The sequence below is a fragment of the Mesorhizobium sp. M0296 genome (assembly GCF_040321675.1).
GTDB lineage: Bacteria > Pseudomonadota > Alphaproteobacteria > Rhizobiales > Rhizobiaceae > Mesorhizobium.
Window position 1 is genome coordinate 85,881 of record NZ_JAMYRZ010000025.1, and the last position, 6,659, is coordinate 92,539.

The window sequence follows — 6,659 nt, forward strand, 5'->3', positions numbered from 1 at the left end:
CCCGCTCATGCGCATGAGAAGAACGTTTCCTTGCGCGTCTCTCGGGATGCGCGGGCGCTCTTATGGAAGGTCAGGCGGTGCCTGGCCTTTTTCATTTTTGCGCTTCGATCGCCGAAAGAGCGCCGCTCGACGGCCCGGACGTGCTAAGGACGTTCCAGCAATTTGAAACCGGCTGCCGTATTGCTTTGTGCGGGATCCTGGCCGAAAGACCAGTCTCGCCACTTTTCGGCGGCGTGCTCCGAACCGGGAGAAAGACCTTGACCGCAACTTCAAAAAAACCCCGCGACCAGGCCGAATCCATTTTCAGCAAGACGCGGACCCAGTCGATGTCGCTCGACCGCATCAATTCCGAACGGGATGCCGTCAGCCAGGCCCGCGAAGCCAAGACCGCGCGGCTGCGCGAATTGCGCCTGGAGAAGGAAGCCGACGACATGGCGGCGGCGGTTGCGCTCGCGGCCTCGCCGAAACGCGCAGGCAAACGCTGATGGCCACCAAACGCGTGCCTCAAAAGGCGATCGCCGCAGATTCGACCATCGCCGATGTCGTGGGCGAACTAGACAAGCCGGTCGAATATGTCCGGCGCGTGCTCGAAAAGCTCGAGCGCTGCAGGCGTGTCCACGGCGATGCCCAGGTTCGGCTCGGCGTGCGCGGTCGTGCCGAATGCCCCAATTATCTGATCGAATACGTCCGGGAAAACACCAAGACCCGCGAGCGCGTGACCTTTCAGGATGCCGCCTACAGCGGCAGCACGCATCGCGAGCTGGCGCCCCGGCACATCGAGGAAGCCAGGAACTGGTCGCCCGAAGAAATGAACATCACGGCCGTTTCGGCGCTCATCGGCCGCCTTCGCAATCCGAATGCGCCATCATCGCGTTTCTCTGACGAGGATTGATATGGCAATCAAGTTTTCCGCCAAGGGCCAGCCGGCAGCGCCTGCTGCCGCCGTGAAGCCGGCCAAGCCGGCCGCCGCGCCAAAAACCGGCGAAGCCGCCGAAGCGGGCACCGATCTGTTCAGGTCGCCGGCGGAAGCACCGCCGCGCAAGCCCAAGAAGAAATAGCGTCCTTGCAGCAAAATGCCGACCGGAAATCTGCGCCAAGGCTGCTTGCCCTGGCGGTCGCAGAGGATTTTTCGTCGCCGCAAGAGGGCGCCGGTCCGATTGCCTTCGATTGCCAGACCTGTGGCGCCTGCTGCGCCTACTCGTCCAGATGGCCGCGCTTCTCCACCGAGGATGACGCGCAGCTCGACCTTATCCCGCAAAAATACGTGGCTGCCGACGAAGCCGGCATGCGCTGCGACGGCGCGCGCTGTTCCGCATTGTGCGGCGAGGTCGGCAAGTCAACCGCCTGCGGCATCTACGACATCCGCCCCGACGTCTGCCGCGCCTGCATGCCGGGCGATGACGACTGCCTGATGGCGCGCCGGGCTCACGGACTGCCGACGCCGTAATGGCGGCCCTCGGGCTGGCGTCCCAGTTTGAATTTCGTCAATCAGATGCGCGAAAGTCGCTGCGGTAGAGGCCGGGTGATCGTCCGGTCAACCGTTTGAATGCCTGCGAGAACGACGGCACCGATTCATATCCCACGGCGCGCCCGATCTCACCGATGTTCTGGTTCGTTTCCCGCAGAGCCCTGGCGGCAAGGTTCATCCGCCACCGGGTCGCATAGGATAGCGGCGGCTGTCCTACCAGTTGAGCGAAGCGACGCGCGAAGGTGGCTCGAGACTGTGCCGCGCCGCTGGCAAGGGAAGCGATAGTCCAGGGATTGCCCGGCTGCTCGTGGATCATGCGCAAAGCCTGCGCAATGCCTTTGTCGCGCAAGGCGCCAAACCATCCTCCTGTTCCGAGAGGCTGATGTTCTATCCAGGCACGCAGCAAGAAGATCAACGTGCTGTCGAGAAGGCGTGGGGCGACAATGTCGTGGCCGCCGAGATTGCCTTTCGCTTCGACCCGCAGAAGTTCCAGGGCAAGCCGCAGCGGCTCGCTGGTGTCGATCTGATTTCGGGTCAAATGGATCAGCGGAGGAAGCAGCGAAACCATCGGGTATGGCCCGACGCCGTCGAGTGAATATCTCGCACAAAGAAGAGTTGTCGCGCCGCTCTCGCTTTTCGGTTCCGCTCCGCTCCGATTCGCGGAAAGGACGGCGGATATCGATGCCGTCGGTGCATCCGCCGGATTGCAAAGGGCATGCCCGATACCGCTCGCGACAAGGATGACATCTCCCTCGCCTAAGCGGATCGGCTCCCTTTCACCGGCTAGCCGCAACCAGCATTCGCCGTCCTGTATGACGTGGATAGCGGCATTCCTTGTCGGATCCACCGAAATACCCCATGGCCGATGCAAGGTCGCGCTGCCGATCATGGCGCTGCCAAACCGCAGCGAAGCGAGAAGTTCGGACAAGGCGTCCATGAGAACCATCCTCCGACAATGAACCAGACGATATTAGACGATTGGATAAGAATCCAGGCGAATAGCATATCGACCATCTCACAAGCGTGGCTGATTATGTTGGCAATGTCGGCCGGGCCTGCGGACGCTCCTGTCCACAACAGGCAGAAGCAGGCACCTGAAGGAGCAAAAACATGCGTGACGAACCATCAAATCCAGTTCCAGCCAAGATCCATAATTCGCTCGAGACCAACAAGGCGATCGTCCTGGACTTCATCGACAAAGCAGTAAACCAAGGCAACATCGAAGCTGCTTCGATGCATTTTGGCGAACGCTACATCCAACACAATCCGAACATTGCCGATGGTGCGGACGGTTTCAAAGCCTATCTGCAGCAGCTCAAACAGTCATTTCCCCTCGTGAGAGGAGAGGTGAAGCGGATTTTTGCCGAAGGGGATTTCGTCATCGTGCACATGCACGCAAAACGCGAACCCGAGGAGGACGGCCTGGCCATTGTCGACGTTTTCAGGCTGAAGGACAGCAAGCTCGTCGAACACTGGGAAGTTCGGCAGCCTATTGCCGATAGCAAGCTGCACGCCAATAGCATGATCTGAATGCGCATAGGCTCTCAGGTTGGCTTGTGCCCGCACGTTTCGCTGATTACGCTGGCGGCGGCAGGGCCAGCACCGGGAGACCATCTGTGAGCATCGAATTTCTGTTGACGTCGCTGATTGTCGTGGCTTCGCCCGGTACCGGCGTTCTCTATACCCTGAGCGCCGGGCTTTCGCGTGGTGCGCGCGCCAGCATCATTGCCGCTTTCGGCTGCACGCTCGGCATCATTCCGCACATGGCGGCCGCCATCACTGGCCTCGCGGCTCTGTTGCACACCAGCGCCGTCGCCTTCGAGACGCTGAAATATCTCGGCGTCGCCTACCTGCTCTATATGGCCTGGAACACGCTGAAGGAGAAGGGCGGCCTGAGCGTCGAAGAAAATGTTGCGCCGCGCTCGGCCGGCAAGGTGATCACTTCGGGCATCCTCATCAACATCCTCAATCCGAAGCTGTCGATCTTCTTCTTTGCCTTCCTGCCGCAATTCGTCAGCACCGCCGAACCGCATGCGCTGTCGAAGATGCTGGAGCTCAGCAGCATCTTCATGCTGCTCACCTTCGTGGTCTTTGTCGGCTATGGCATTTTTGCCGCGTCGATCCGCAGCCATGTCGTGTCGCGGCCAAAGGTGCTGACCTGGATGCGCCGTACCTTCGCCGGAGCCTTTGTCATGCTCGGCGCCAAACTGGCGCTGGCGGACCGGTAGACAGGAAGATCGCGGGCAGCGCCAACCTAACCCTTCACGTAGCCCATGGCCTCGACGATCTGCCCGCCCGCCACGCGCATCAGGTTGACGCCGCGCAGCGATCTGCCGTCGGCCATCCAGTAGCGCCAGCGGATCGTCGCCCGGTCGCCGGCGACGAAAGTTTCTTCGATGTCGAAGCGCGTGCCGGGTCCGGTCGCGATCGCCGACCACAGTTCGACGCAGGCGCCCTTGCCGATGCGGCGGGCGCCGTCGGGGGCCGGCGTGGTGTTCTCGATCACGCAATCTTCCGCCACCAGATCGTCGAGCGCCGACGGGTCGTGGCGCTGGAAGACGTCGTTGTAGAGCCGCATGATCTCGGCCGTTTCGGCGGAGCGTTTGGGCGTGGCGATGTCGATGATGAGTTCCTGTGTCATTGGATATTCCTTCCCTTCAGTGATCAATATCGGTTTCGACGAGGCGGGGCTTGAGCGTGATCGCGGCGACGCCGGCCAGCGCCCGCGATACGAGGCAGCTCTCCTTGGCGATCTGCGCCAGCCGCTCGAACTCCGCCGCCGCCAGCCCGGCGACGCTTGCCTCCGTCTCCAGCTCGATGCGGGTCAGCGTCGGTCCGGCCGCGGTGGCGCCGAGATGTGCTTTCGCGATCGTATGGATGCGTGCGGGAGTGTAACCTTCGCGGCCGAGAATGGCGCTCAGCGCCATCGAGAAGCAGCCGGCATGCGCCGCCGCAATCAATTCCTCGGGGTTGGTGCCGGGACCGTTCTCGAAACGCGACGGGAACGAGTAGGCGCCTTCGAAGACGCCGCTGCCGAGCTTCAGCCGGCCCGAACCTTCCTTCAACGATCCCTGCCATTGGGCCTCTGCTTCACGAATGGTCATTGTGTCTCTCCTTTGATTTGAGGGGTCGATCAGATTTTGCGGCGGACCAGTCAGGCGCTGTCGACGACCACTTTCCCGAAGACGTCGCCTTGCTGGAAATAGCGATAGGCGTCGTTGGCCTCGTCGAAGGCGAACACCTTGTCGATGACAGGCCTGAGCCGATGCACGGAGATGGCGCGCAGCATGGCTTCGAGGTTGGTGCGATGGCCGACGAACAGGCGGCTGATGGTGGCGAGGCTGCGCTGGTAGACCTGCTCGCGTACCGCAGCACCCCATTCCGGCATGTCGGCGGTCGAGACGACGAGGTCGGCGCCCAGCGCCTGCAGCCGGTCCAGCTTCTCGTTGCGCGAACTGACTGCCACGACACGGCAGCCGAGCAGCTTGGCGAATTGCAGCGCAAATAGCGCGACGCCACCTGAACCGATGACAAGAACCCATTGGCCGGGCTTCGGCATTTCGGCCGCCGTCACGGCATTCCAGGCGGTCAGGCCGGCGCAGGTTAGTGTCGCCGCTGATGCCAGTCGAGATGATCGGGAAGCCGCACCGCCCATTGCTCGTCGAGCACGGCGTATTCGGCCAGCATCCCGTCCAGCGTGCAGCCAAGCTGGTCGATCAGACCGGCATTGATGCGGCCATCGATCCAGCGCGCAAAATAACTGCCGGTGACGCGGTCGCCGACGGCAAAGCGGGTGACGGCCTCGCCGACGGCAACGACTTCGCCGGCGCCGTCGCTCAGCGGAATAACGCCTTGGCGCGGCGCCAGCGGGTAGGTGCCGTTGAGGATCATCGTATCGCGGCGGTTGAGCGAGGTGGCGCGGACACGCACGACGATCTCGTGCGGCTTCGGCGTCGGCTGCGCCTCGTCGCGCATCACCAGGCACTTGGTCCCGCAGGTTCCTTCAAGACGATAACTGCGCATTTGCCTCTCGATATGTAGACTGATCTACATATTATGTAGACCTATAATGCTCACTCCTGACAGAGGTTGACATGGCGAACGACACCCGTACCCGCATACTCGAGACCACGGGACGCCTGCTTCGGCAGCGCGGCTATCACGGCACTTCGCTCAACGACATATTGAGCGCCTCAGGCGCGCCGAGAGGCTCGCTCTATTTTCATTTTCCGGGCGGCAAGGACCAGCTGGTCATCGAGGTGACGCGCGACAGCGTCGCCGATGTGACGCAGAGGCTGGACGCCGCACTCGCTGCCGAAAAGGATCCGGCGGTGGCCGTCCACCACATTTACCAGTCGGTCGCCCGCATGTTGGAGGACAATCGGTTCACGCTCGGTTGCCCGATCGCGCCCGTGGTGTTGGACTCGCCGACAGACGTGCCGGAACTGGCCGAATTGTGCCGGTCCGCCTTCGAGCAGTGGATAGGCTTGCTCAGGGCGGCCTTCGTCAGGGCAGGGGTGCCCGAGCGCCGCGCGTACGCGCTCGCATTGCTGGTCGAATCATCGCTGGAAGGGCTGATGGTGATCGCACGCGCCACCCACGACCGCGCTCCGGTGCTGGCGGTAGCCGATGAGGTCGCGGCGCTGATTGAGGGGGCATTGCCGGCCAAGAGTGCCGCTGCCGCGGTGCATTGATGTTTATGCCTTCATCGCATCGAAGGCGGCGCGGCGTTCCGCCAAAAGGGCCAAGGCTGCAGCTCGACGATTGATGTTCTGCGCCGCCGCGACGCCTGGAAGTAACGGCATGGATCCTAGGGTCTCCGCAACGTCGCTTCGCTCCTGCTCCGCCCTAGGATGACGAAGCGAAGGGTTCGTTCAGCCAATCTCGAAGGTTTGCGATTTCGCTGTCTGTCGTCACCCGCTACACGGGGACGCACTCCCAATCTCCGCCACATCAACGAAAAAGGGCGGCATCGCTGCCGCCCTTTCCGTAAGCTTGCGAGATTGGCTGGATTAGAAATCCATGCCACCCATGCCACCCATGCCGCCGCCGCCCATGCCGCCAGGCATGCCGCCGCCAGCCGACTCCTTCTTCGGAGCCTCCGCGATCATGGCTTCGGTGGTGACCAGCAGGCCGGCGACCGAGGCCGCGTCCTGCAGAGCCGTGCGCACAACCTTGACCGGATCGACGA

12 protein-coding genes and 1 pseudogene are annotated in these 6,659 nt (G+C 62.5%); 7 read left to right on the forward strand and 6 right to left on the reverse strand.

Features of this window, described 5'->3' with window-relative positions:
• Positions 1–257 precede the first annotated feature (257 nt).
• From NKI97_RS22905 to NKI97_RS22920, 4 genes are read left to right on the forward strand one after another with little or no spacing between them, the layout of a single operon-like run.
• The gene (locus NKI97_RS22905) at positions 258–485 is read left to right on the forward strand and encodes a hypothetical protein (protein ID WP_023677608.1); all 228 of its coding nucleotides are present in this window, start codon (positions 258–260) and stop codon (positions 483–485) included.
• Complete coding sequence (locus NKI97_RS22910) at positions 485–892, forward strand: hypothetical protein (protein WP_352503387.1); 408 nt, start codon at positions 485–487, stop codon at positions 890–892. Before NKI97_RS22905 ends, NKI97_RS22910 begins: the two co-directional genes overlap by 1 nt.
• 1 nt (position 893) lies before the next feature.
• Positions 894–1,058 (forward strand): hypothetical protein, encoded by a 165-nt coding sequence (locus NKI97_RS22915; protein ID WP_023722752.1) that lies wholly within the window; start codon positions 894–896, stop codon positions 1,056–1,058.
• A gap of 50 nt (positions 1,059–1,108) precedes the next feature.
• Positions 1,109–1,447 (forward strand): YkgJ family cysteine cluster protein, encoded by a 339-nt coding sequence (locus NKI97_RS22920; protein WP_352836733.1) that lies wholly within the window; start codon positions 1,109–1,111, stop codon positions 1,445–1,447.
• 37 nt (positions 1,448–1,484) lie between these two features.
• Here the strand turns inward: NKI97_RS22920 and NKI97_RS22925 are convergent, their stop codons facing one another.
• Complete coding sequence (locus NKI97_RS22925; RefSeq protein ID WP_352836711.1) at positions 1,485–2,414, reverse strand: AraC family transcriptional regulator; 930 nt, start codon at positions 2,412–2,414, stop codon at positions 1,485–1,487.
• A gap of 164 nt (positions 2,415–2,578) precedes the next feature.
• Between NKI97_RS22925 and NKI97_RS22930 the strand changes: the two genes are divergently transcribed.
• Together NKI97_RS22930 and NKI97_RS22935 are read left to right on the forward strand one after the other, a co-directional pair.
• Positions 2,579–2,998, forward strand: coding sequence for a nuclear transport factor 2 family protein (locus NKI97_RS22930; protein ID WP_352836714.1), 420 nt, complete (start codon positions 2,579–2,581; stop codon positions 2,996–2,998).
• Positions 2,999–3,084: 86 nt separating this feature from the next.
• Entirely contained in the window at positions 3,085–3,696 is a 612-nt protein-coding gene (locus NKI97_RS22935) for a LysE family translocator (protein WP_352836716.1), read from the forward strand.
• A 26-nt stretch (positions 3,697–3,722) separates the two neighbouring features.
• Here the strand turns inward: NKI97_RS22935 and NKI97_RS22940 are convergent, their stop codons facing one another.
• From NKI97_RS22940 to NKI97_RS22955, 4 genes are read right to left on the reverse strand one after another with little or no spacing between them, the layout of a single operon-like run.
• Positions 3,723–4,109: a nuclear transport factor 2 family protein gene (locus NKI97_RS22940; protein WP_352836719.1), complete on the reverse strand. Its 387-nt coding sequence runs from the start codon at positions 4,107–4,109 to the stop codon at positions 3,723–3,725.
• Between the two features lie 16 nt (positions 4,110–4,125).
• Complete coding sequence (locus NKI97_RS22945) at positions 4,126–4,572, reverse strand: OsmC family protein (protein ID WP_352836722.1); 447 nt, start codon at positions 4,570–4,572, stop codon at positions 4,126–4,128.
• Between the two features lie 50 nt (positions 4,573–4,622).
• Positions 4,623–5,042, reverse strand: coding sequence for a zinc-binding dehydrogenase (locus tag NKI97_RS22950; RefSeq protein WP_352836725.1), 420 nt, complete (start codon positions 5,040–5,042; stop codon positions 4,623–4,625).
• Between the two features lie 29 nt (positions 5,043–5,071).
• Positions 5,072–5,491: an alcohol dehydrogenase catalytic domain-containing protein gene (locus tag NKI97_RS22955; protein WP_352836728.1), complete on the reverse strand. Its 420-nt coding sequence runs from the start codon at positions 5,489–5,491 to the stop codon at positions 5,072–5,074.
• Positions 5,492–5,562: 71 nt separating this feature from the next.
• Here NKI97_RS22955 and NKI97_RS22960 point away from each other — a divergent pair, with 71 nt between their 5' ends.
• Complete coding sequence (locus NKI97_RS22960) at positions 5,563–6,162, forward strand: TetR/AcrR family transcriptional regulator (RefSeq protein WP_352452748.1); 600 nt, start codon at positions 5,563–5,565, stop codon at positions 6,160–6,162.
• Between the two features lie 318 nt (positions 6,163–6,480).
• On the opposite strand, the pseudogene groEL reads toward NKI97_RS22960, so the two are convergent.
• Positions 6,481–6,659: pseudogene (gene groEL / locus NKI97_RS22965) on the reverse strand (chaperonin GroEL); the annotation flags it as partial.

Excerpts from the sequence above, each read along its gene's own strand:
- NKI97_RS22910 (WP_352503387.1), top strand. The coding sequence starts at position 485 with ATGGCCACCAAACGCGTGCCTCAAAAGGCGATCGCCGCAGATTCGACC.
- NKI97_RS22960 (WP_352452748.1), top strand. The coding sequence starts at position 5,563 with ATGGCGAACGACACCCGTACCCGCATACTCGAGACCACGGGACGCCTG.
- NKI97_RS22915 (WP_023722752.1), top strand. The coding sequence starts at position 894 with ATGGCAATCAAGTTTTCCGCCAAGGGCCAGCCGGCAGCGCCTGCTGCC.
- NKI97_RS22930 (WP_352836714.1), top strand. The coding sequence starts at position 2,579 with ATGCGTGACGAACCATCAAATCCAGTTCCAGCCAAGATCCATAATTCG.
- NKI97_RS22925 (WP_352836711.1), bottom strand. The coding sequence starts at position 2,414 with ATGGTTCTCATGGACGCCTTGTCCGAACTTCTCGCTTCGCTGCGGTTT.
- NKI97_RS22955 (WP_352836728.1), bottom strand. The coding sequence starts at position 5,491 with ATGCGCAGTTATCGTCTTGAAGGAACCTGCGGGACCAAGTGCCTGGTG.
- NKI97_RS22940 (WP_352836719.1), bottom strand. The coding sequence starts at position 4,109 with ATGACACAGGAACTCATCATCGACATCGCCACGCCCAAACGCTCCGCC.
- NKI97_RS22945 (WP_352836722.1), bottom strand. The coding sequence starts at position 4,572 with ATGACCATTCGTGAAGCAGAGGCCCAATGGCAGGGATCGTTGAAGGAA.